Annotated in this window: 27 protein-coding genes; 26 read left to right on the top strand and 1 reads right to left on the bottom strand. The window is 36.8% G+C overall.

Annotated elements, in window-relative coordinates:
• Positions 1-69 precede the first annotated feature (69 nt).
• The 16 genes from aroC to M948_RS43660 all read left to right on the top strand — a co-directional run bounded on the left by aroC (position 70) and on the right by M948_RS43660 (position 13,221).
• Positions 70-1,239: a chorismate synthase gene (gene aroC / locus M948_RS35555; protein WP_021291265.1), complete on the top strand. Its 1,170-nt coding sequence runs from the start codon at positions 70-72 to the stop codon at positions 1,237-1,239.
• Position 1,240: 1 nt separating this feature from the next.
• A complete protein-coding gene (gene aroB / locus M948_RS35560; RefSeq protein ID WP_021291266.1) occupies positions 1,241-2,320 on the top strand; it encodes a 3-dehydroquinate synthase in 1,080 nt (359 codons plus the stop codon).
• The gene (gene aroH, locus M948_RS35565; protein WP_021291267.1) at positions 2,317-2,694 is read left to right on the top strand and encodes a chorismate mutase; all 378 of its coding nucleotides are present in this window, start codon (positions 2,317-2,319) and stop codon (positions 2,692-2,694) included. The genes aroB and aroH overlap by 4 nt, the downstream gene beginning before the upstream one ends.
• Complete coding sequence (gene hisC, locus M948_RS35570) at positions 2,694-3,779, top strand: histidinol-phosphate transaminase (protein ID WP_031335528.1); 1,086 nt, start codon at positions 2,694-2,696, stop codon at positions 3,777-3,779. Before aroH ends, hisC begins: the two co-directional genes overlap by 1 nt.
• Positions 3,780-3,791: 12 nt before the next feature.
• Positions 3,792-4,892 carry a prephenate dehydrogenase gene (locus tag M948_RS35575; protein ID WP_021291269.1) on the top strand — a complete coding sequence of 367 codons (1,101 nt, stop codon included), beginning with the start codon at positions 3,792-3,794 and terminating at the stop codon, positions 4,890-4,892.
• A 35-nt stretch (positions 4,893-4,927) separates the two neighbouring features.
• Positions 4,928-6,217, top strand: a complete 1,290-nt coding sequence (aroA, locus tag M948_RS35580) for a 3-phosphoshikimate 1-carboxyvinyltransferase (RefSeq protein ID WP_021291270.1) — start codon at positions 4,928-4,930, stop codon at positions 6,215-6,217.
• A 220-nt stretch (positions 6,218-6,437) separates the two neighbouring features.
• Positions 6,438-7,709: a tetratricopeptide repeat protein gene (locus tag M948_RS35585; RefSeq protein WP_021291271.1), complete on the top strand. Its 1,272-nt coding sequence runs from the start codon at positions 6,438-6,440 to the stop codon at positions 7,707-7,709.
• Between the two features lie 37 nt (positions 7,710-7,746).
• Positions 7,747-8,322, top strand: a complete 576-nt coding sequence (locus tag M948_RS35590) for a ReoY family proteolytic degradation factor (protein WP_021291272.1) — start codon at positions 7,747-7,749, stop codon at positions 8,320-8,322.
• Between the two features lie 93 nt (positions 8,323-8,415).
• The gene (locus tag M948_RS35595) at positions 8,416-8,874 is read left to right on the top strand and encodes a DUF2487 family protein (RefSeq protein WP_031335530.1); all 459 of its coding nucleotides are present in this window, start codon (positions 8,416-8,418) and stop codon (positions 8,872-8,874) included.
• 138 nt (positions 8,875-9,012) lie between these two features.
• Positions 9,013-9,525: a QcrA and Rieske domain-containing protein gene (locus tag M948_RS35600; protein WP_021291274.1), complete on the top strand. Its 513-nt coding sequence runs from the start codon at positions 9,013-9,015 to the stop codon at positions 9,523-9,525.
• 6 nt (positions 9,526-9,531) lie between these two features.
• Positions 9,532-10,206 carry a menaquinol-cytochrome c reductase cytochrome b subunit gene (gene qcrB / locus M948_RS35605; protein WP_021291275.1) on the top strand — a complete coding sequence of 225 codons (675 nt, stop codon included), beginning with the start codon at positions 9,532-9,534 and terminating at the stop codon, positions 10,204-10,206.
• A 16-nt stretch (positions 10,207-10,222) separates the two neighbouring features.
• On the top strand, positions 10,223-11,005 hold the full coding sequence (locus M948_RS35610; RefSeq protein WP_021291276.1) for a menaquinol-cytochrome c reductase cytochrome b/c subunit: 783 nt from the start codon (positions 10,223-10,225) through the stop codon (positions 11,003-11,005).
• An 89-nt stretch (positions 11,006-11,094) separates the two neighbouring features.
• Positions 11,095-11,670: a DUF1405 domain-containing protein gene (locus M948_RS35615; protein ID WP_021291277.1), complete on the top strand. Its 576-nt coding sequence runs from the start codon at positions 11,095-11,097 to the stop codon at positions 11,668-11,670.
• 87 nt (positions 11,671-11,757) lie between these two features.
• On the top strand, positions 11,758-12,039 hold the full coding sequence (locus M948_RS35620) for a sporulation protein YpjB (RefSeq protein WP_021291278.1): 282 nt from the start codon (positions 11,758-11,760) through the stop codon (positions 12,037-12,039).
• Between the two features lie 46 nt (positions 12,040-12,085).
• Positions 12,086-12,775, top strand: coding sequence for a zinc metallopeptidase (locus tag M948_RS35625; RefSeq protein WP_021291279.1), 690 nt, complete (start codon positions 12,086-12,088; stop codon positions 12,773-12,775).
• A 206-nt stretch (positions 12,776-12,981) separates the two neighbouring features.
• Entirely contained in the window at positions 12,982-13,221 is a 240-nt protein-coding gene (locus M948_RS43660) for a hypothetical protein (RefSeq protein ID WP_155974806.1), read from the top strand.
• A 110-nt stretch (positions 13,222-13,331) separates the two neighbouring features.
• Here M948_RS43660 and M948_RS35630 read toward each other — a convergent pair whose 3' ends face one another.
• Positions 13,332-14,204, bottom strand: a complete 873-nt coding sequence (locus tag M948_RS35630; protein ID WP_021291280.1) for a YitT family protein — start codon at positions 14,202-14,204, stop codon at positions 13,332-13,334.
• 163 nt (positions 14,205-14,367) lie between these two features.
• Between M948_RS35630 and M948_RS35635 the strand changes: the two genes are divergently transcribed.
• The 10 genes from M948_RS35635 (at position 14,368) to M948_RS35675 (ending at position 24,248) form a co-directional block, all read left to right on the top strand.
• A complete protein-coding gene (locus M948_RS35635; protein WP_021291281.1) occupies positions 14,368-14,700 on the top strand; it encodes a nucleotide pyrophosphohydrolase in 333 nt (110 codons plus the stop codon).
• A gap of 26 nt (positions 14,701-14,726) precedes the next feature.
• Positions 14,727-15,524, top strand: coding sequence for a 4-hydroxy-tetrahydrodipicolinate reductase (gene dapB / locus M948_RS35640; protein WP_021291282.1), 798 nt, complete (start codon positions 14,727-14,729; stop codon positions 15,522-15,524).
• 11 nt (positions 15,525-15,535) lie between these two features.
• Positions 15,536-15,955: a methylglyoxal synthase gene (gene mgsA / locus M948_RS35645; protein ID WP_021291283.1), complete on the top strand. Its 420-nt coding sequence runs from the start codon at positions 15,536-15,538 to the stop codon at positions 15,953-15,955.
• Positions 15,952-17,079 carry an N-acetyl-alpha-D-glucosaminyl L-malate synthase BshA gene (gene bshA / locus M948_RS35650; protein WP_021291284.1) on the top strand — a complete coding sequence of 376 codons (1,128 nt, stop codon included), beginning with the start codon at positions 15,952-15,954 and terminating at the stop codon, positions 17,077-17,079. Before mgsA ends, bshA begins: the two co-directional genes overlap by 4 nt.
• A gap of 14 nt (positions 17,080-17,093) precedes the next feature.
• Positions 17,094-18,296 (top strand): CCA tRNA nucleotidyltransferase, encoded by a 1,203-nt coding sequence (locus tag M948_RS35655; RefSeq protein ID WP_021291285.1) that lies wholly within the window; start codon positions 17,094-17,096, stop codon positions 18,294-18,296.
• The gene (locus M948_RS35660; RefSeq protein ID WP_021291286.1) at positions 18,272-19,267 is read left to right on the top strand and encodes a biotin--[acetyl-CoA-carboxylase] ligase; all 996 of its coding nucleotides are present in this window, start codon (positions 18,272-18,274) and stop codon (positions 19,265-19,267) included. The genes M948_RS35655 and M948_RS35660 overlap by 25 nt, the downstream gene beginning before the upstream one ends.
• A gap of 97 nt (positions 19,268-19,364) precedes the next feature.
• Complete coding sequence (gene dinG, locus M948_RS35665) at positions 19,365-22,166, top strand: ATP-dependent DNA helicase DinG (protein ID WP_021291287.1); 2,802 nt, start codon at positions 19,365-19,367, stop codon at positions 22,164-22,166.
• 220 nt (positions 22,167-22,386) lie between these two features.
• The gene (locus M948_RS42870) at positions 22,387-22,557 is read left to right on the top strand and encodes a YpmA family protein (RefSeq protein WP_021291288.1); all 171 of its coding nucleotides are present in this window, start codon (positions 22,387-22,389) and stop codon (positions 22,555-22,557) included.
• Positions 22,520-23,050 (top strand): cell wall elongation regulator TseB-like domain-containing protein, encoded by a 531-nt coding sequence (locus M948_RS35670; protein WP_031335532.1) that lies wholly within the window; start codon positions 22,520-22,522, stop codon positions 23,048-23,050. The genes M948_RS42870 and M948_RS35670 overlap by 38 nt, the downstream gene beginning before the upstream one ends.
• A gap of 13 nt (positions 23,051-23,063) precedes the next feature.
• Complete coding sequence (locus M948_RS35675) at positions 23,064-24,248, top strand: pyridoxal phosphate-dependent aminotransferase (RefSeq protein WP_021291290.1); 1,185 nt, start codon at positions 23,064-23,066, stop codon at positions 24,246-24,248.
• Positions 24,249-24,252 lie beyond the last annotated feature (4 nt).

The following is a 24,252-nucleotide window of genomic DNA, read 5'->3' on the forward strand; positions in this document are numbered from 1 at the left end:
ATTTTGTTGCCAAAAATACGAGAAGATATGATATAGTAATTAGAAAAAATTCATAAAGGAGAATGTAATGTGCGCTATTTAACTGCAGGAGAATCACACGGCAAACAATTAACAACAATAATAGAAGGCGTACCAGCTAGAATGCCTCTTTTAAAAGAAGATATAAATAACTCCTTACTTCGGAGACAAAAGGGTCATGGGCGGGGGAAACGGATGCAGATTGAAAAAGACCTCGTTGAGATTACTAGTGGAGTAAGACATGGTTATACCCTTGGTTCTCCATTATCTCTTGTTATACATAATGATGATTTTAAACATTGGATAGATATCATGGGAGAAGATCCAATAGAAGCCGATACCAAGATAAGAAGGGTTGTTACGAGACCAAGACCCGGACACGCAGATTTAAATGGTGCTTTAAAATATGGTCATCGTGACATTCGGAATATTCTTGAACGATCTTCCGCTCGTGAAACAGCTGCACGTGTGGCTGCAGGTGCTGTTGCAAAAACACTATTAAAACATCTTGGTATTGAAGTTGCAGGATATGTAAAAGAAATAGCTGGAATTGTAGCAGCAGATAAAGAGGAGCTGTCTATGGCAGATAGACAGACTCGTTCTGAAGATTCACCAGTCCGTATATTAGATAAATCGGTGGAAGAAAAAATGATGCATGCAATTGACGAGGCAAAGCAAGAAGGTGACTCTATTGGTGGTGTTGTAGAAGTATATGTCGAAGGTATGCCTGCTGGGATAGGCTCCTACGTCCATTATGATCGTAAATTAGATAGTAGAATAGCTGGTAGTGTTGTAAGCATCAATGCTTTTAAAGGTGTGGAATTTGGAATTGGATTCGAAGCTGCAAAACGAAATGGCAGCGAAGTACATGATGAAATTGCCTGGAATGAAGAGCAAGGATATTATCGAACAACAAATCGTCTGGGCGGTTTCGAAGGTGGAATGACTACGGGAATGCCGATTGTTGTTAAAGGTGTTATGAAACCAATCCCTACGCTAATGAAACGACCACTTAAAAGTGTAGACATTGAAACAAAAGAACCATTTAAAGCAAGTGTTGAACGTTCGGATGCCTGTGCAGTACCGGCGGCTTCGGTAGTTATGGAGCATGTCGTCGCATTTGAATTGGCAAAGGCCATTACAGAACAATTTTCAAGTGATCAATTTCCTATGCTGCAACAAGCGTTAGAAGTATACCGTGAAGAGATCAGAGGTTTTTAAGATGAAGGTGGATGAAATCGTAGTAAATTCAAGCTCGCATTCATACCGTATTATGATTGGGAATGGAATTCGATCACAGATTTCAACATTTGTAACAAAGGCATACTCTTCCATCTTTATCGTTACAGATGAGCATATTGCTGATTTATATTTGTCTGATATACAATCGGGTTTAACACATGAATACGTGTATACTTCGATACTACCTGCTGGAGAGAAAACGAAGTGTATAGAGTATTATTATCAATTACAAACGGAAGCAATTAAATATGGTCTAGATCGTAATTCACTTATCATTGCATTAGGAGGAGGAGTTATCGGAGATCTAGCAGGTTTTGTGGCTTCTACTTTTATGCGGGGAATCGACTATATCCAAGTGCCAACGACGATATTAGCTCACGATAGCAGTGTAGGTGGGAAAGTAGCGATTAATCACCGACTAGGGAAGAATTTGATTGGCAGCTTTTATCCTCCACAAGCAGTTATTTATGATGTTGAAACATTGCAATCATTAAGCGAACAGGAAATACGATCTGGGTATGCAGAGCTAATTAAAGAAGCATTAATCTCAGATGAACTTACATTTCGGGCTATGTTAAAAACAGATTTGACATCACTTTCGGCGGAGGAATTACAAGAACATCTACGTATGGGAATAAAGGTAAAAGCTAGTATTGTGGAAGCGGATGAAAAAGAATCAGGTATTCGTAAGTTTTTAAACTTGGGACATACATTAGGCCATGCTTTGGAAGCGGAGTTAGGATATGGATCTCTAACACATGGAGAAGCAGTAGCTATTGGTTTGTTATTCTCGTTTCATATAAGTGAATCCATACTTTCTACTCATTTACCGTATGATCAATTACATGAATGGTTTAAAAAAAATAGTTTTCCTTTGATCATCCAAACGGAAGATATCCAATCACTAATGATGAAAATGAAAAAGGACAAAAAGAATGTAAGTAAGATGATTCAAATGGTATTGCTGCAAGACATTGGTGAACCAACCTTACGTACGGTAACGGATAAGGATATGGAACGTCATTTAAATTCTTTTATAGGAAAGCTGGTGACCGAGTGACACGAGGAATTCGAGGGGCAACAACAATTTCAGAAAATAAAGCTGACATGATTATTGAGAATACGAGGCAGTTAATTGAAGAAATGGTAACAAAAAATAATGTAGAGCCAGAAGATGTATCTCATGTTTTTATCTCTGTAACGAAAGATCTAAATGCTGCATTTCCGGCAAAGGCGCTTAGAAAATTATCTGGTTGGACATATGTACCGGTAATGTGTATGGCAGAGATTGAAGTACCAAATAGTTTACCATCGTGTATTCGGGTCATGATGATTGTTAATACAGATATAGATCAAGCTGCTATTCAACATGTTTTTCATAATGAGGCGGTTCATTTACGACCAGATTTAGCGGGAAAGGTGGAGAAGCAATGATGGAAGGAAAAGCAGCACTTAAACAATTGGCTCCGTATCAACAAGGAAAACAGATCCAAGAAATCAAACAAATGTACAATTTAGACCGTATTGTAAAACTGTCTTCAAATGAGAACCCCTATGGATATTCAGATAAAGTAAAGCAATTTCTAAATGAATATATCCCATCATTTGATATTTACCCTGATGGCTATACGAAAGAATTACGTTCTGTACTTGCTGCAAAGTTAAATGCTCAAGAGACAGAACTGGTTTTTGGAAGCGGCTCAGAGGAAATTGTTCAAATGATTTGCCGTACGTTTTTATATGAGGGCGTAAATACCGTCATGGCTACACCAACCTTTCCGCAATATAAACATAATGCAATTATTGAAGGAGCGGAGGTTAAAGAGATTCCAACGGTAGAGGGTTATCATGATTTACCAGCAATGTTGGCCGCCATTGATAAGAAGACAAATGTGGTATGGCTTTGCTCTCCTAATAACCCAACCGGTAATCCTATGGCAAAACAGGAATTTATTCAATTTATGGATAATTGTCCAGATAATGTCTTAGTTGTATTAGACGAAGCGTATTATGAATATGTTGATCCAAATAAGGATATCCAAGCAATTAATGAAATCAATAAATACCAAAACTTAATCGTTCTCCGTACATTTTCCAAGGCGTATGGTCTTGCTGGACTACGAATTGGTTATGGTATAGCAAATGAAGCAATTGTTACACAATTAAACATCGTACGGGGACCATTTAATACAACTTCAATCGCGCAACAGATAGCACTGGTCGCCTTAGAGGATGATGATTTTATTCAGGATACGAAAGCAAAAAACCTTGAAGTAAAGCTCTCTTTTCAACAGTTTTTACATGATATTGACTGGGGGTATTATCCTTCTGAAACTAATTTCATGCTTGTTTCAACACCAAATAGTGGAACGGAGTTGTTCGAATATTTAATACAACATGGGTTTATTGTTAGACCGGGGGAATTATTAGGTATCCCTAATACCATTCGGTTAACATTGGGATTGAAAGAAGATATGGAGCGATTTCAACAGCTATTGGGAAGTTATAATAAAAGCTAAGGAGACGTCAGTGTGAAACGAACAATAATGATAGCAGGGCTTGGTCTTATTGGAGCTTCATTAGCAAGAGCACTTGTTACAGTAAAAGAGAATACAGTTATCGGATACGATGTAAATCCGTATACGGTTGACTTTGCCCAGAAAAACGAAATTATCCATGAATCATCTAGTGAATTTAAAACGGCTGTACAGAAATCGGATTACGTAATCTTGGCGGCACCAATTTCAGAATCGATTACTCTCTTAAATGAAATGGATAATATGGCATTAGAAAAGGACATCATCGTAAGTGATGTCTCTTCTGTAAAACAATCGATTATTACAACGGCAAACCGCTTAACGAATAAACAGATTGCTTTTATAGGTGGGCATCCGATGGCTGGTTCTCATAAAAAAGGGGTTGAAGCTGCTAAACCGCATTTATTTGAAAATGCGATGTATGTACTGACCCCGACTAATCGTAGTTCCGATCAAGATGTAGAAGAACTAAAGCAAGTATTATTGCCCACGAGAAGCAAGTTTATCACCTTAAATGCTGAAGAGCATGATGAGATGACTGGGGTAGTTTCCCATTTCCCTCATTTAATCGCTTCATCACTTGTACATCAAGCGAAAAATTGGGCGCGAACACATACATATTTACCTAATTTAGCAGCAGGAGGTTTTCGTGATATAACTCGTATAGCCTCAAGTAATCCGATTCTTTGGCAGGACATTTTCTACCATAATCGACAGAAAATGTCCCAGCTTTTAGAAGAGTGGATCACTGAAATGCAAACGTTAAAAAAGCTCTTAGACCAAAATGAAAAAAAAGAAATGATTCACTATTTAGAATTAGCCAAGAATTATCGGGATGGTTTAGGATCTGCTGATAAAGGAGCCATTCCATCCTATTACGATCTATATGTCGATATTCGAGATCAGACGGGTGCATTAGCTAATGTTACCCAATTACTTGCAACCCACGATATCAGCATTAATAATATACAAATATTAGAGATAAGAGAAGGAATTATGGGGGCATTACGTTTAAGCTTTTCTACGGAACAAGTACAAAAATCTAGTGAAGTAATACTACAGCAGCATGGATACGAAACAATGATCGAAAAATAAGGATGAACCATTGGTAGAATAAAGGACGTGATCAATTGAAGGAATTAAAATTATCAGCTGTGAATGCACCGTTACAAGGTGAACTTGAAGTACCTGGTGATAAATCTATATCTCATCGTTCTGTCATATTTGGCGCATTAGCTCACGGCGTAACTACTGTTAGTCATTTTTTAGATGGAGAAGACTGTATGCGTACAGTAGATATTTTTCGTGCTATGGGAGTTTCGATAGATAAAGAAGGTTCTCAATTAAAAATTGTTGGAAAAGGTCGTCAAGCGTTAACAGAGCCGACAGCTCCGCTTTATTTTGGGAACTCAGGTACTACAGCTCGATTAATGCTTGGTATATTAGCTGGACTTCCTTTTTTTACAACAGTTTATGGTGATGCTTCTCTAACCAAACGGCCAATGAACAGAGTCGTAGACCCACTATGTCAAATGGGAGCTCATATTGATGGGAGAAAGGATGGAAATTATCTACCTTTGGCAATTAACGGTGACACCTTATCAGGAATACATTATCATTTACCAGTGAAGAGCGCTCAAGTGAAATCAGCCGTATTATTAGCGGGTCTGTACGCAAATGGTGAAACTACAGTTGTAGAAACTTCCTTAACGAGGAACCATACAGAAACCATGTTACAAGCATTTGGTGCCGATATAGAGATTGAAGGGAAAGAAATTACTGTTAAAGGAAATCAAACGCTATCTGCTAATGATGTTTATGTACCAGGAGATATATCTTCAGCAGCATTCTTTTTAGCGGCAGCTGCAATTGTGCAAGGAAGCAGTATCCGCTTGTTGCATGTTGGTCTAAATGAGACGAGAACAGGAATAATCGATGTTCTAAAAGCGATGGGCGCTAATGTAATAGTAGAAGAAGTTCATTCTAAAGGAGGAGAGCTGTTAGGGAATATCCGAATTGCGCAATCTCCTTTAATTGGTACTACCATCGAAGGGGAAATGATACCTAGGTTAATCGATGAGATTCCTATCATTGCTCTACTGGCAACGCAAGCAGTGGGAACAACAGTTATTAAAGATGCAGAAGAATTACGCGTGAAAGAAACGGATAGAATCCTTGCCGTTACGGAAGTATTAACTCGTTTAGGTGCAGATGTTGAAGCAACAGACGACGGGTTAATCGTCCACGGAAAAACACCGTTAACCGGCAATGAAGTTGCTTCCTATCACGATCATCGTATAGCAATGATGGCTTCTGTTGCGTCTCTAATAACTAATGGCGAAGTAATCATTGACGACATTTCGCCTGTAGCCACCTCTTATCCAAATTTCTATAAGGACTTAGATCATTTGATCAAGTAAGAATGATCGCTTGTAGGGTATTGATCTTTTTTAATAACTAATCAGTTACTAAACAACTGAAAGAAATGAATAAATGGTTATGAATTGTGGGTATAGTGGTAAGGAGCTGTTTTTAATACAGCTCCTTTATTTGCTATGCCCATGCTTTTATTTTGAACATCATCTTTTTTTTCGTTATGATTAGGTTCATGATGATGTATGTGTAGAAAGGAAGTCAAATGTGGAAACAATAATGGAAGCTGTTCGACTAATGGAAGCAAAGCAAAGTGAGAAGGCGATCGAGCTATTAGAAGATTACCTACCTATGGCAGATGAAGAAGAAAGGTACACCATTGCTGAATTATTTATACAATGGGGATATCTTCATGAAGCCAAAGCGTTAATGGAAGAATTAGTACAACAGTACCCAAATGAAGGAGAATTAAAAGTAACACTGGCAGATATTTATACTGAACTTGAAGAGGATGAAGCTGCCATTCAATTGTTAAATGAAATAAATGATGAAGAGGACCCAGCTTACGTACAGACGCTTATCCAATTAGCCGACCTTTATCAAGCTCAAGGTTTATTTGAAGTCTCTGAACAAAAACTGCTAGCTGCGAAACAAGCGGAACCAAATGAACCAATTATTGATTTTGCATTAGGTGAATTATATTTTTCAACAGGAGATTATTTAAAAGCAACCACCTATTATGAAAAGATTCTCTCAAGAACAAAGGAAATTGCTAATATTTCCATTAACGATCGATTAGCGGAAGCTTATGCCGAATCAGGAGAATTTGAATTAGCCCTTACGTACTATCAAGATGAAGATAGCGAAAACCCTGACTCATTATTTAAATATGGGTTTACTGCTTATCAAGCAGGGCGCAGCGATATTGCAAGAAAAGCATGGGAACATGTAATTGAAATAGACACCTATTATCACACTGTATACTATCAGCTTGCGAGAGTTTATGAAGAAGAAGGGTTATTAGAAAAAGCCTATGATACAGCATTAAAAGGAATAAAAGTCGATGAATTTAATAAAGAGCTCTTTTTCATGGTTGGAACTTTAGCCCATCAATTGGATAAGGATGAAGAAAGTGAGAAATATATTAGGGAAGCAGTAGCAATCGACCCAGATTTTAAAGAAGCAATCTTATTCTTAATTGAATTACTAAAAAATAAATCCGATTTTAAAGGAATTATTGACTTGATTATCGAAATAAAACATACAGGAGCAGATGATCCCCTTTATGAATGGGAACTTGCTCGAGCGTATAATGAAACAGAATCATTCAAAGATGCATTAAAACACTATCATGCTGCATATAATAACCTTAAAGATGATAGCGACTTTTTAAAGGAATATGGTTACTTTTTAACAGAAGAAGGGAGGATACAGGAAGCAATTCCCGTCTTTGAAAAATATCTTGAACAGCAACCAACTGATGATGACATCAGCGAATTTGTACATCGGTTAAAGCAGTCAGATAGAGAAGATTTATAGATAGACTTTACTTGGATTATGAAGGGGGCTAATAAACATGCATACTCCAGTATCCGTAGAAGATAAAAAAAGCTTCATCCAGTGGTTTTTGAATCATTACCAGTTAAAAAAACGTGAGAGTGTATGGATCTTAAATTACTTGGTTAATCATGATGAGTTACTTGCAAATGTTCACTTTGTAAGGGAAGCAAAGTTTTGCCCAAGAGGTATAATTATGACAAGCCATTGTTCAGAAGAAACAGCATTTCGTTTTTATAAAAATCAATTGGTGACGACAGACGCTGAAAAATCATTTCATGATATTCGATTAAATAAGAATGAAGCTTTGTATTTACAATTGAATTTTAGTAAATCGTATCAAAATGAATTATATATCTCTGTACTGGAAGAGAACCCCTTTATCCCAGATGAATATTTTATAACGCAAAAGGATCAAGAATTAGCAAAGCAATTATTAGATATGTCATTGTTTGAATTTAAAAAGAAGAAATTGAATGAACAGATAGACCGTGCACTCGATGATATGGATCAAGTAGAATTCCTAAAACTTTCAGAACAACTGAAGATGCTTGAAGAGAATAACGATAATCAACCGAATTTGCTTCGGCAATAGGTTGATTTTTTTTGCATCTTTAAGATAAGATTTACTCAAGGTGTAATATTTTTGAAAAAGATGTCAAACATTAAGAGAAAGGCTGATTCGTACATGAAATGGAAGAAGGCAGATGTAGCACAATATTTAGAAGCGAAAGAATATATCGACACCATTCTCATTCCATTAATACCTTATCAAATGACTGGGGATACAGAACTTGAAAAAAACGCTTTTCAAAATGAGTTAACCTCGGTGCTAGCAAACGAACTGGAGAAAGAACTAACAGGTCGTATCATGTTAACCCCTACCTACAACTATGTGAAAGCTGCGGATAGGGAAGAGGAAGTAAATCGAATTCATTCGTGGATCGAGGAAATCCAGCAGCAGCCGTTTCCGCATATTTTCTTGTTAACACTTGATTCATCATGGAAAAAACATGAACAAGCTTTGGATGGCACACTGTTATGGTTACCCGGAATGAAGTCAGGTGATTTGCATTCAGCAGAGATGCATCGATTCATCCGAGATCAAGTAGAACAGGTAAGTGAATTAATCCGTTCATATTGGTAAAAATAATTAAAAATCTTTTGTTAACAAATGGCAATATTTATTGACCGGACAAACAGTTTGCGCTATCATGGTTAATGTCCTAGTAATCTGATTAAACTATTATTGTCCGTGATTATTGTAAAAAGAGGGGGGAAAATCATGAGTGAAAAGAAGCAGCAAGTATCCCGTAGACAGTTTTTAAATTATACGCTTACAGGGGTTGGTGGATTCATGGCAGCAGGCATGCTGGCACCAATGTTGCGTATGGCGGTTGACCCAGTTTTGCAGGAATCTGGTCATGGAGACTTGACAAACGTCAGTTTAGCTGTCGAAGATATTACCACGGATCCACAGCGTATTGATTGGAAAGTAAAACAAGTGGATGGTTGGTATGAATCTGAAGTAAATCGATCAGCTTGGGTATTTAAAGATGAAAATGACGAAATTCAAGCCTTTTCCCCAATTTGTAAACACTTAGGTTGTGTCGTATCCTGGGAAGGAAGTGATGAATATCCAGATCAGTTTTACTGCCCATGTCATGATGGACGATATTACAAGGATGGAACAAATGTGCCTGGAACTCCACCCTTACAACCTTTGGATGTTTATGAACAAGAAGTACGAGATGGAATGCTATTCCTAGGCGACGCAGTACCAAGAGAGGGGGCGTAATCAGTTATGCTGCAAAAAATTTATGATTGGATTGACGATCGCATAGACATTACGCCAATCTGGCGCGATATTGCAGACCACGAGGTACCAGAGCATGTTAACCCAGCACATCATTTTTCTGCATTTGTATATTGCTTTGGAGGGTTGACATTCTTTGTAGTAGTCATTCAAATCCTATCTGGAATGTTTTTAACGATGTACTATGTACCTGATATTGAAAATGCATGGAAATCTGTTTACTACTTACAGACAGAAGTAGCACATGCACAAATCGTACGTGGGATGCACCATTGGGGTGCCAGTGTGGTTATCGTAATGCTGTTATTACATACACTGCGAGTGTTTTTCCAAGGAGCTTATAAAAAACCACGTGAACTTAACTGGATGGTTGGAGTTCTAATCTTCTTTATCATGCTTGGTCTTGGATTCACTGGATACTTATTACCATGGGACAACAAAGCATATTTTGCAACCCAAGTCGGACTTGAAATTGCTGAACAAGTTCCTTTTATTGGGGAACAATTGAAAACGCTATTAGCTGGTGATGCAAATATTGTAGGGGCACAAACGTTGACACGTTTCTTTGCCATTCATGTATTCTTCTTGCCAGGAGCATTATTTGCGCTATTGGCAGTACACTTTATCTTAATACGTAGACAAGGAATATCTGGACCGCTATAAAAAGGAGGGGAAAGCATTGCATAAGGGTAAAGGTATGAAGTTTGTCGGAGATTCTCGGATCTCTGCTGAAAGAAAACCAAATGTACCAAAAGATTATTCTGAATATCCTGGTAGAACAGAAGCTTTCTGGCCCAACTTTTTATTAAAAGAATGGTTAGTAGGTGCTGTGTTTCTAGTTGGATTTTTATGTTTAACATTAGCACATCCCTCACCATTAGAAGGAATGGCTGACCCAACAAATTCATCTTACATTCCATTGCCGGACTGGTACTTCTTGTTCCTATATGAATTACTCAAATATGAATTTGCAAGTGGCGATTTCATTATTATGGGAATTCTAGTATTGCCAGGTATTGCTTTTGGTGCGTTATTAATTGCACCATTCTTAGATAATGGGCCTGGAAGAAGACCACATCAGCGTCCTGTCGCTGTTGGTATGATGTTACTTGCACTAGCTTCTGTTATTTGGCTTACGTATGAATCTGCTTCTCACGTGGATTGGGAGTCACGCGCAGAAGCCAATAAACCTATTCCGCCTGGCGAACAGGTGGAAATTGACACGGAAGATCCAGGATATGCAGTTTATGAAAATAGCTGTATGTCCTGTCACGGAGATGACCTGCAGGGTGGTGCAGCAGCTCCATCATTAATCGGAATCGATAAATCTGCTGAAGAGATTGCTCAAATTGCACAAGAAGGGATCGGATCAATGCCTCCTGGACAATTCAGTGGATCAGATGAAGAACTTCAACAGTTAACTGATTTTATTGTATCTGTTAATGAAGAGCAATCAGAATAATTAAAATGAAGAACACCTTTGCCACACTAGTTGGTGAAGGTGTTTTTTAAGCCAATGAACAATTTATGATGTAAGAAAAGAGGGATTTCTTGATCAAGTACATCTTATTAGGTCGCCGTTTTTTAATTCTTTTATTTGTTATTAATTTACTAGGGACGATCTATGGATATATGTGGTACGAAAGTCAATTAAGTGAGACATTACCGATATTTTTCATTTTTGTTCCTGATAGTCCAACAGCGAGTTTATTTTTTACCATATTCCTTTTATTTTTCATTTTTCGCAAGAATGTGCCATACATAGAAGCATTAGCTATGATTACACTATTTAAATATGGTGTATGGGCTGTAATCATGAATCTGCTTACTTTAATAATAGACGGTTCTTTGAGCTGGCAAGGGTATATGTTGATGGCCTCACACGGTGCAATGGCGATACAAGGGTTATTATATGCTCCTTATTATAAGCTAAAATTACGTCATATTGTCGTAGCTGCAATTTGGACATTGCATAATGACGTGATTGATTATGTCTTTGAACAGATGCCCGTGTATGCTTCGTTAACAAACTATATAAATGAAATTGGCTATTTCACATTTTGGCTAAGTATACTTTCCATTGCACTTGCTTATTTTCTAACAAGTGCATCACGGCAGAAAGGATAAAAGTATCAGAACTCCATTATCTCGCTGTTATATAATATAACTCCAGATCATACATTAGTGTTATAAGAAAAATATGAGGTGATCTCTATGAAAAATAATAAACAGCGTTTGGTAATGACATGCCTAATTACGGTCATAGGGATGATTGGTAGTTTTTACATACACCCTGCCTCCACGGAGGCCGGAGTGTTCTTGCAAGCAAGTACATCATCAGAACAAAATAATGATTTGCTTCCGCTAATTTGGACAGTAGTGATTGTCGGGGGTTGTATTGGTGTTACATTAACTTATGTTAGTTGGAGAAAATATAGAGGGGAATCAAAAAAGGAAACAAAAACAAAAACGAAACAAGACAAAACAGTTGACTAATATTCATTTTTTGACTAAAATTGACCTTAAATAAGGAGGAATGCACATGCTAGGTGGCTTTGGTGGTTACCTTATCTATATTGCCTTGTTAATGATTATCCCAATTTGGGCACAGTCCAAGGTTAAAAACACGTATAAAAAATATTCTAAAAAAGCGACATCTTCTTATATGACAGGTGCTCAAGTGGCTCGAAGAATACTTGATGAAAACGGGCTTTACGATGTAAGTATTGAAGAAACGAAAGGGACCCTTTCTGATCACTATGACCCAAGAAAAAAAGTTGTACGACTTTCCACAGGAAACTTTCATGGACAATCAATGGCAGCTTCTGCTGTTGCCGCCCATGAAGTAGGACATGCTATTCAAGATGCTCAAGACTATGCCTTTCTAAGATTTAGAAGTGCCTTAGTACCTGTAGCTAACTTCGGCTCAAATATCTCCTTCTTTCTAATTATAGGCGGCATACTGCTTAACCTATCTGGTTTATTCCTTTTCGGAATTATCTTCATGTCAGCAGCTGTGTTATTCCAGCTTGTAACATTGCCTGTTGAATTTGATGCATCCAATCGAGCGATGGCCCAACTTGTTTCGTCAGGTGTCATACGAAATAACGAAGAAAGAGAAACAAAGAAAGTACTCAATGCAGCAGCGTTAACCTATGTTGCAGCTGCACTTGTAGCTGTTGCTGAATTGGTTCGATTCATTTTGATGTATGTTGCAGCAAACAACGAATAATAAGTAAAATGGGTTAGTCATCCCATCTAGGCTGTCGAGAAAGTAATCCGACAGTCTTTTTTTTCTGAAATTCCACCTTTCTTTTGTTATTCTTAAGATAGAATTTCTAAAGGCGCTGATGTTCCAATCAAGAAAAGATCAACAAATTGAATTGGAGATGTGACGATTGAAGAAACTTGTTCCTGAAGACCACTTACTCCGGAAGATTGACCACAACATCGATTTCTCCTTTATCCATGAAAAACTATGTCCCTTCGGAAAATAAGCCAGAGGGGTTCTTTTATCTTGATCACCGTACCACGGATTTGAAGTACAACAGTATTACGGATGTTCATGTTACACCTGCAAACGTCCATAGAGGTGTTTGTGGCTGCCAGAAATCATCTGGTAACTATAATAATAAGCGATTGGTATTTGTCCGCACTGGCGCACAAAAAAGCTTGTAGAAAAACACGGGTTTTCTCTACAAGCAAAAATGGGGTGGACCTTTAGTCCTGTTTTATGAAGAAGATGGTTGCCTGCTAGTGTTCGGAGTGAAAGGAGCGAATGCAGAAACTTATTCTTCAATCGGATTCTTATTTTCATCTAAAGTAAAACCTTCTCCTAATACATCATGAACGGTACTTACAGCAACAAACGCATGCGGATCTATACTGTGGATAATAGTTTTTAAACGGACAATTTCGTTTCTTGCTACTACACAATACAGTACATCACGTTTGTCGCCAGAAAAACTACCTCTTCCTTCTAATACAGTTACACCACGGTCCATTTCCTTAAGTATCTTGGCAGCTATAGCATCGCTATGACTGGAAATAATAGTGGTACCCTTAGCTGAGTAAGCTCCTTCTTGAATGAAATCAATCACTCGCGCCCCGATGTAAACTGCTACTAACGTATACATTCCTTGTTTCAAATCTAATATAGCAAATACGGATGTCATAATGACGACAAAGTCGAAGAGAAACATGGTTCTTCCCATACTCCATCCCACGTATTTATTAACTAATCGGGCAATGATATCAACGCCACCTGTTGTTCCACCAAATCGAAAGATAATACCTAAACCAATTCCGATAAACACACCTGCAAACAGCGCGACAAGTGTCATATCTGATTCAAGGTGAATAGCAAAAGGTTTCACTTGAAATATACTAAGAAATAATGATACCGCACCAGTGCCAATGATACTGTATATAAATGTATTTCGCCCTAGAAATTTCCATCCAATTAAAAACAATGGGATATTTAATATAATATTCGTTATAGCGGGATCCCACTCCCATAAAAAGTATAGTAATAATGTAATACCGGTAAAACCGCCTTCTCCTAAATTATGTTGCATGTTAAAATGAACGATTCCAAAGGAGAAAATGGCTGATCCAAATAGGATAAATGCTATATTTTTAATTTTTAAGCCAAAAATCAATTAATTACCTCCTATGTTTTTAATGCTATGTCTAGTATTAGTATAGTCAATCTATTTAAAAAGAACAATTTCATTTCATCCTTCAAATAAATGATTTGTCAAAACGGCAGGGATTAGCTAACATTATATTAGCAACTAATATAGATTAAGGGGGGGATGAAGCATGGAAAGTAACATATATACAACGAAGGAGATACAAGAACGGGTAGATACGTATATCTCACAATTTAAAGAGGGCTATTTTTCCCCATTAAGTCTAATGGCTCGACTAACAGAAGAAGTTGGTGAATTAGCTAGAGAGGTAAATCATTACCATGGAGAAAAACCAAAAAAGTCAACCGAGCAAGAAAAGACAGTGGAAGATGAGTTAGGTGATATTATCTTTGTGTTAACTTGTTTTGCGAATTCACTAGAAATAGATCTTTCAGAAGCATTTCATACATCCATATCGAAAATTGAAACACGTGATAAAGATCGTTGGACGAAAAAAGACTAGTTTTACATACAAAGGAGAATGACAAATTGGCAATAAATGTAGTAATTGCTGGACCTAGAGGGAAAATGGGTTCAGAAGCTGTTAAAATGGTTTTAAATGAGGAAGATTTTCGGTTAGTTGCATGTATCGATCGAAAAAATGATGGGAAAACACTGAACTCAATAATATCATCTGTAGATGCAACGGTACCAATTTACGATGATATTGAAACCTGTTTAGATCAACAAAAAGAAGTTGATGTTCTTGTTGAATTATCTGTCCCAGAAGCAGGGTATAAACATACGAAATGTGCGATTAATCATGGAATACGCCCAGTGGTAGGTACAACCGGCTTTACTGAGAATCAACTCGCTGAATTGGACGAGCTTGCTAAGAAGCAAAATATTGGATGTATTATCGCCCCAAACTTTGCTATTGGGGCTGTACTAATGATGAAATTTGCAAAAATGGCCGCTTCTTATTTTCCTGATGTTGATATCATTGAAAAACATCATGATAACAAGTTAGATGCACCATCCGGAACAGCAATTAAAACGGCGGAACTCATTAGTGAAAACAGAACTGTTAAACAACAAGGTCATCCAGAGGAAAAAGAAACGCTTACAGGAGCAAGGGGAGCTGATGTAGATGGAATGAAAGTTCATAGCATCAGATTACCAGGATTAGTTGCACATCAAGAAGTTATTTTTGGTAGTGCGGGCCAAACACTAACAATTAAACATGATTCAATTGACCGCGCATCCTTTATGGATGGAGTTAAATTTTGTATAGAACGCGTCTTAGAATCCAAAGGACTTACGTATGGTTTAGAAAATATATTATAAGGTGGGATACTATGAATATCGCATTAATTGCGCATGACAAAAAGAAACAAGACATTATAAATTTTAGTACGGCTTATCAATATATTTTAACACAACATACGTTATACGCTACTGGAACTACAGGAAGAATGATCTCAGATGCGACAGGACTTCATGTCCATTTATTTCAATCAGGTCCATTAGGCGGTGATCAACAGATTGGGGCAATGATTGCTAATAATGAAATGGATATGGTGATATTCTTTCGTGATCCACTAACGGCACAGCCTCATGAACCAGATGTAAGTGCATTAATGCGACTATGCGATGTATATCAAATCCCACTTGCTACAAACATTGCTGCTTCAGAAATATTTATCAGAGGATTACACAATGGTGATTTTCAATGGAGAGAGATTGTAAAACAGAAAGAGAAGGAAAACAAAGAATGAAGAAGATAGGAATTACGTGCTATCCTAGCGTTGGTGGCTCGGGTATTATCGCTACCGAACTAGGGATGCTTCTAGCGGAAAAAGGAAATGAGGTACATTTTATTACATCCAGCTTACCTTTTCGATTAAATCAAATTAATCCGCGAATTTATTATCATGAGGTGGAGTTAAACCATTACCCTGTATTTCAGTATCCACCATATGATTTAGCGTTAGCAGCTAAGATGGCTGAAGTGATTAATCGTGAAAAGTTAGACATATTACATGTACATTATGCCATGCCTCATGCAATTAGTGCTCTTTTAGCAAGGGATATCGCGGATCATGAAGTTAAGATTGTAACGACATTACATGGTACAGATATTACGGTGTTAGCTATTGATGATATTTTTAAAAACATGATTAAGCATGGAATCGAGCAATCCGATGCAGTTACTGCAGTATCCGAACACTTAGCCGAGCATACATCAAACCTACTGGACGTAAACCGGAATATCCATGTCATTTATAACTTTGTTAATGAACAGGTATATTATCCAAAGTCAATGCCCGCTATTAAACAAGAGTATGGAATTCATCCAGATGAGAAAGTCATTGTTCATATTTCAAACTTTAGAAAGGTGAAACGCCTTAAAGATGTTATCCGGACTTTCTATGAAATACACAAGCAGGTTCAAAGTAAACTACTGTTAATTGGCGATGGGCCTGAATATAGCTCTGCATTTCAATATGTGAAACAGTTAGGAATAGAAGATCGCGTATTATTTTTAGGGAAACAAAAAAATATCAATGATTTATTAAGTATCAGTGATTTAAAATTACTGATGTCAGAAAAAGAAAGCTTCGGCCTCGTATTATTAGAAGCAATGGCTTGTGGTGTACCTTGTATTGGTACAAACATTGGCGGCATCCCTGAAGTAATTGAACATGGAAAAACAGGATACATTGTTGAATTGGGAGAAACGGATCAGGCAGCTAATTACGCGATTGATTTACTATCCAACCAGAAAAAATTGCATGCTTTTTCTGAACATGCAATAAAACATGCAAATAACCATTTTCACTCAGAAAAAATTGTCGCACAGTATGAAAAGTTATACAATGATATTCTAAGTAGTCCATAAAGTTGGTGAATATAATGTTTTCTACACCGTTTAATAAAGCAATTAAAATTCTAGAAACAATTGAAAATCATCAACATCAAGCCTATTTTGTAGGTGGTTGTGTTCGAGATTATTTATTACAGCGACCGATTGGAGACATCGACATTGCTACTTCTGCTAAGCCAGAAGCTTTACAAGAAATGTTCCATTCCATTATTCCTGTTGGAATTGAACATGGAACAGTAATTGTTCGCTATGATAAGGAATCCTATGAGGTTACTACCTTTCGAGTTGATGGAACTTATACGGATCAACGTCATCCAGACGGGGTAACGTATATAAATAATATTGATAAAGACTTAGAGCGGCGTGACTTCACAATTAATGCGTTAGCTATGGACATAAATGGAAATATTATTGACTTATTTAATGGGCAGCAAGACTTAACAAATGGAATTATTCGAACCGTCGGTAATGGAAAAGAACGGTTTAAAGAAGACCCATTGCGAATTATTCGGGCACTACGTTTTAGTAGTCAGCTCGGTTTCACGATTGATCAAGTAACAATTGATCATATGGTACAAGTAAAAAAAGATATAGAGAGTCTTGCGATTGAGCGGATCACGAATGAATTCACCAAATTTTTTGCTAGTAAATACGTTGGCCATGGTTTACATTATTTATTTGAAACGAAAATCTACAAGCACTTACCTGTGTTTAAAGATCATGAGCAATTAATTTACAAATTACCAACAACTATAGAACCGCTATCTTCGTTTGGTGAAGTAATTGCTGTATTTCACCTTTTAGACCCTTCGATATCGGTGGTAAACTGGGTGAAATCTTGGAAGTGTTCGAATAAGTTGAAGAATGAAGCACAGTTGATTGTTCATAACATCGACAGATTTAAAAGCGAAGGACTAAGCCGATGGCTAATTTACCAATTACCTACTTCGTTATTTACTAGCTTTCAAAGAATCATTCATTTATTCTATCCCGAGGAAAATATAACAGTAGAAAAAATGAAAAGGATCAAGCAATTGCTCCCTATTCAATCACGTAAGGAATTAGCGATAAATGGTAATGACATTATACGGTTCTATCCGGATTATTCAAAAGGGCCATGGATGAAGCTATTATTAAATGAAATTGAAAAGCAAGTTGTTACAGGTGGAGTACCTAATAACTATCAAGCGATAAAGGAGTGGATAAAATGGAATCCACCCGAAATAAATTAATTCAACTTTTAGCAGAGAATAAAGAAACTTACATTTCCGGCCAAATGCTTTCTGATCAATTACATATATCGAGAAGTGCGATTTGGAAACATATGAAGGAACTTGAACGAGACGGTTATGAAATTGAAGCAAAATCAAAAAGAGGCTATCGAATCATTAAGTCCCCAGAAAAAATAACAGAAAACACTATTCTATGGGGGCTTAAAACGAATTGGCTAGGGAAAAAAGTAATTCATCGTGAAATGACCAGTTCCACACAAATTTTAGCGCATCAAGCTGCAAAACAGAACGAAGGACATGGTACGATTGTAGTAGCTGATGAACAAACAACTGGCAGAGGACGCATGAGCAGAACGTGGCATTCAAAAAAAGGAAGCGGCATGTGGCTTAGTATGATATTGAAACCTGAATTACCTCCTTACCTTGCGCCACAGTTGACCTTGTTAACAGCTGTAGCTTTGGCAGATACAATTAGTGAGATATCAAATACGAAACCGTTGATTAAATGGCCAAACGATATATTATTTTCAAATCAAAAGAAGTGTGCTGGAATTCTTACAGAACTACAAGCTGAACAAGATAAAATTCAGTATGTTGTTATAGGAATTGGGTTAAATGTAAATCAGGAGTTGTCAGATTGGCCAGATGAGATTCAAGAGCGAGCAACTTCTCTGTCTATTGAAACAAATAAACAATGGGAAATTCAATCAATCATGCAGCATTTTCTTTCTGAATTTGAACAGACATATGATAATTACATGGTGAAAGGTTTCTCAGAAATTAAAAAAAGATGGGAAGCTTATGGTTTTAAATTAGGTGAATTAATTACGATTCAAAACCTACACGAGACAAGAAGAGCCATTTTTAGCGGCATTGCTGAAGATGGGGCTTTACTAATAAAAAATGAAGATGGCAGTTTAGAAAAGTTGTATTCTGGAGAAATAGATTGGTTCAATAAAGGTGATCGATAATTATTAGTTAACATTTATCATTGGTTGACCAAGAGCAAAATCCTGTTATGATGTAAAGGGACCTGAGCAAATGCATGGAGAAGTGAGGTGGTAATTTATGAATAGATATGTAGTTATCGATCTAGAAACAACCGGAAACGCACCTGGTAAAGAGGATAGAATTATTGAAGTAGGAATTGTTGTTATTGAGAATGATTCCATTGTTGATAGTTATTCCACCTTACTCAATCCCAAAAAAGAAATACCATTATTTATTACGAATCTAACAGGAATTTCCGATAGCGATGTCGCATATGCACCATCATTTGAAGATAACGCTGATGAGATCATCCAATTATTTACGGACAGCTATTTAATTGCGCATAATGTGCCATTTGATCTTGGATTTTTAAACGTAGAGCTCGAAAATTGCGGTAAACCCAAATTGATCAATCCAGTACTGGATACGGTTGAACTATCAAGAATTTTATTTCCAACTTCACCAAGTTTCAAATTAAGCCAGCTAACGGAATATTTGGAAATTAACCACAATGAACCTCACCGTGCATTATCGGATGCATTTGTAACGGCAAAGTTATTTCTAAAGCTTAAAGAAAAAATGGAATCATTGCCATATGAAACCATTGTTCAGTTACTACATCTAGAAAAAACATTAAAGTCTGACGTGTATGAATTACTACATAATTGTCAAGAAAAGCTCATGTTTCAAACAGAAGAGGATCCTAACATGGACTCGTATCATGGGATAGCCTATCGACGTTCAAAACAAGATAAAGAAAGTCCAATGACTCCCGATTGTTCTTTTGGAGAGTTATTGGATGAAATTTATGAAGATAACGGTACCATGGAGCAAAAGATTGTAAATTATGAAAAGCGCCCAGGTCAACGAGTGATGTCTGAAACTGTATTTGATGCGTTTCAGGGTCACCAACATGCTTTCATTGAAGCAGAGACAGGAACTGGCAAGTCGCTAGCTTATCTTATTCCTACCATTTATGAAGCGATAACTGAAAATAAACGGATTGTTATTAGTACATTTACTACACAGCTGCAAACGCAATTATTAGAAGATGAGATCCCAATGATAAGACAACTCGTTCGTTTTCCTTTTAAAGCTACCTTACTGAAAGGAAAATCACATTATATTAGTCTAGAGAGACTAGAACAGGAGCTGTCTCATACACAGCATGATAATTATGATATTACCTTAACGAAAGCAATGATCGTTGTATGGCTAACAGATACTGTGACCGGTGATATTGACGAAATCCAGTTACCTTCTAGCGGTTATATGTTTTTCTCACGGATCTCTGCAGATATGGAAGATAATATCGATCCATCGTCGCCATGGTTTTCAAGATCTTATTATCAAAAGGCAAGAAGAAGAGCACAGCAAGCCAATATTGTCATTACAAACCATGCTCTTCTATGTACGGATATGTTTAATGATTATCAGCTATTACCCAGCTACCATAAAGCCATTATAGATGAAGCTCATCATTTAGAAGATACTGCATCACGGCACTATGGGTTAAAGTTGGATTATGTTCATCTGCAATATATGTTAAACCAATTAGGAAAAGTCGAAGATAATAAACTTATTAGTAAAATACTAAGTCATTATAATGGGGCGCGGGAACAATTACCTCTGGAAAATTGGGATATTGTGCTTGAAGAAGCAAAGCATGAAACAGATGATCTGTTTAGACACTTATTCCAGTATGTATTAGATCAGCATAAGTCAGATAAATCATTAAGCGATATCGGAAGAACGCAATATAGATTTGAAGATAGTAAAGAGATACCAGATAAATGGAATGTTATTAAGGAAATGGTAACGCGGCTTACATTTTATCTTCGTGATCTAATTCATGGGCTAGCTTTAATTGAATTCCATTTGGTTAAGCAATTCGATTTTCAGACAGAGGATAAAGAAGAGATTCAAGTTCATACGGAGCATCTTCAAGAATGTATCGACCGTTTAGAGCAACTATTTTTAATCGCACAAACAGATAAACAAATTAAATGGATTGAAATTGAAACCTATGGAGCAAAAAATGCAGTTTATTTATACAGTGAACCGACAGATGTAGCGCGTGTGTTAGCAGATCATTTCTTCCAAGTGAAAGACAGTATTATCTTGACTAGTGCAACGTTAACGATGAAGCAGTCTTTTGATTTTATTCAAGCTCGTTTAGGTGTAAGTTCAGAAAGACTTATTACCCAAAAGATAGCTTCCCCATTTTCGTATCAAGACCAGGTCCAATTAATGGTGCCAAATGATTTTCCCGACATTAAATACGGAAAAATGGATGATTTTATTTATGCAACTTGTGAAGCTATTTTATCATTAGCAGAAATTACAAAAGGAAGAATGCTTGTCCTTTTTACATCGTATGATATGTTGAAAAAATCACATACGATTTTAAAAGAATCTTTGGATATCGGAAAATATGCGCTAATTGCCCAAGGGATATCAAGCGGTAGTAGGACTCGCCTAAAGAAAAACTTTCAAACCTTTGATCAAGCGATACTGCTAGGAACTAGTTCCTTTTGGGAAGGGGTAGATATTCCTGGTGAAGCTCTTTCTTGCTTAATGATTGTTCGTCTACCGTTTCAGCCTCCTGATCATCCAGTCCATGAAGCAAAATCAACCTATTTAAAAGAGCAGGGAAAGAATGCGTTCATGGAATTTTCATTGCCAAATGCAGTTATTCGTTTTAAGCAAGGGTTTGGCAGATTAATCCGTTCAACCAGCGATAGAGGAATTGTATTTGTTTGTGACACGCGGATAATAAAGGCACGATATGGAAAGTACTTTATTGAATCCATACCGAATGTTCCCTTGTCCTATGAGACCACACCATTGCTTATGGAAAAAGCAAAAAAATGGTTTTAAAAAGGCTGATACTCTTTTTTAGAGTATCAGCTAAAAGAAAGTGGAATGGGGTAAGAAAAATTTGCCGAAATAAATAAAAACAAAACAATTTTTCGCTTAACCTTGTTATACTAAGATTATGGTTTTATTTACAACAGCATATATAGCTTTCGCATGTTTCGCATTTGTATGTCTAACAAAATTTGATAAAACAAGAAGTATTTTTACTGGAGGGGAAAAGATGGATAATAATGTTGAGATTTTATCAACCGTAAAGCTCCGCTATTCATCAGAAATATATAAAATTGTTGATACATTAAATAGAACATTAAAAGAACAGGATTTAATGTTCGGATTAGCATTGGATGATAACCATGAAGATCAGGCCATCTTCACTATATACCGGACCTAAATGGTTAACTTGGAGCTTACTAATTATAATAATTTTCCTTATTTCCTGTTTTATTTATATGATTTATTTATACATTGATCTAAAAGATAGTAAAACAGCTGGGTATGAAGAAACCAAACAACAGCTGTTAAAAGCAAATACCTTAACTGACATATCCAAAGTGGAGACATTTCATGGCGATGAAGCATATCATGTGGTGTTTGGGACAGATGATCAACAAGATAAAATTATCTTCTATCCATTAGAAGGAAAAGAGAAGAATCTCACAACCGTTAATCAATCGGAAATCATTAGTAAGGATGCTATTATTAATGAATGGGAACAACAGTGCAGTGATTGTGAACTAGTTAAAGTAACACCTGCACTTGTAGAAGATAATAAATTATGGGAACTTACATATATTGACGCTTCCAATCGTTACGTTCTTGATTATGTATCGATCTATGATGGTTCCCGTTATGAACAATATCGATTAAAAAGTATGTTTAATTAGAAAGGTGATCATAGTGAAATTAGCAAACAGAGTAAAAACATTAACTCCATCATCAACATTAGCAATCACAGCAAAGGCAAAAGAACTCAAGCAACAAGGGTATGACGTCATTGCTTTAGGCGCCGGTGAACCAGATTTCAATACTCCATCATTTATTCTGGAATCTGCTGAAAAGGCAATGAAAGAAGGTATGACTAAATACACTCCATCTGGCGGGATTGTAGAATTAAAGAAAGCAATTGTTAATAAATTTAAATCGGATAATCAGCTTACGTATACCACGGATCAAATAATTGTTACTACAGGAGCAAAACACGCTTTATATACACTATTTCAAGTACTATTAAATGATGGCGATGAAGTAATTGTTCCTGTACCATATTGGGTAAGTTATCCGGAGCAAGTGAAGCTAGCCGGAGGTAAGCCCGTGTTTATTGAAGCAAAAGAAGAGAACGAATTTAAATTGACCCCGAAAGAGCTTGAAGAAGCAATAACAGAAAAAACAAAAGCCATTATCATTAATTCCCCTAGTAACCCTACAGGAATGATGTATAGTAGGGAAGAATTGAAACAATTAGGGGAAGTTTGTCTAAAGCATAATGTTCTTATTGTTTCCGACGAGATCTATGAAAAGTTAATTTATTCAGACGATAATCATGTATCCATTGCAGAGGTATCCGATGAATTAAAAGCACAAACGGTGGTCATCAACGGTGTATCAAAATCCCATTCGATGACCGGATGGCGAATTGGTTATGCTGCTGGGCCTTCAGAGATTATTAAAGCGATGACCAGCTTAGCTTCTCATTCAACTTCAAATCCTACGTCTATCGCGCAGTATGCCGCTTTAGCTGCATACTCGATGAACGACGAGCCAGTTGAAAAAATGAAGCAAGTATTTGCAGAGCGTTTAGACATGCTTTATAATTTATTAATTGATATACCAGGCGTTACTTGCGTGAAACCAAAAGGCGCTTTCTATCTATTCCCTAATGTAGAAGAAGCTGCAAAAAGTAATGGATTTACAACTGTAGATGATTGGGTCCGTGCATTGTTGGAAGAGGAGAAGGTTGCGCTTGTTCCTGGATCTGGTTTTGGCTCACCAAATAATGTACGACTATCCTATGCAACTTCTACTGAGGCATTAAAAGAAGCTGCTCAACGTATCAAGCAATTTATTATAAGGCATCAATCTTAGGCTT

Origin of the sequence: Virgibacillus sp. CM-4 (genome assembly GCF_000445495.1) — a bacterium.
Classification (GTDB): domain Bacteria; phylum Bacillota; class Bacilli; order Bacillales; family Amphibacillaceae; genus Virgibacillus; species Virgibacillus salexigens.